1 protein-coding gene is annotated in these 243 nt (G+C 65.8%); it reads right to left on the bottom strand.

The genetic code is table 11. The annotated features are described in order from the left end of the window. Window positions 1-50: 50 nt before the first annotated feature. A partial coding sequence (locus SB786_RS37360) for a protein phosphatase CheZ (protein ID WP_410731729.1) occupies window positions 51-243 on the bottom strand: 193 nt, incomplete at its 5' end.

Genomic DNA, 243 nt, shown 5'->3' with positions numbered 1-243 from the left:
CTGCTTTCCCGCTTGTTCCGATTTGTTCCGCCTGTACTTCCTGTACTGCCTTAGAAACCGAGGCTTGCGAGCGGATCATCGACCTGCGCCTGGTCCTGCACGACGTCGGTCTTGCCTTCCGGATTGATCTGCGGGCCGTTGAGCAGGCCTTCCGGGCTGCCCGTGCTGCTAGCCTGCGCCTCCGCCAGCAGCGCGGCCGTGGCCGCGAACTGCTCGCGCCGCTCGGGCGCGATGTTCTCGACC

Source organism: Burkholderia sp. SIMBA_062, from assembly GCF_046534765.1.
In the GTDB taxonomy this organism is placed as follows: domain Bacteria; phylum Pseudomonadota; class Gammaproteobacteria; order Burkholderiales; family Burkholderiaceae; genus Burkholderia; species Burkholderia ambifaria.
The sequence above is the reverse complement of the archived record's forward strand: the minus strand, read 5'-3'. Positions and strand labels throughout refer to the sequence as shown.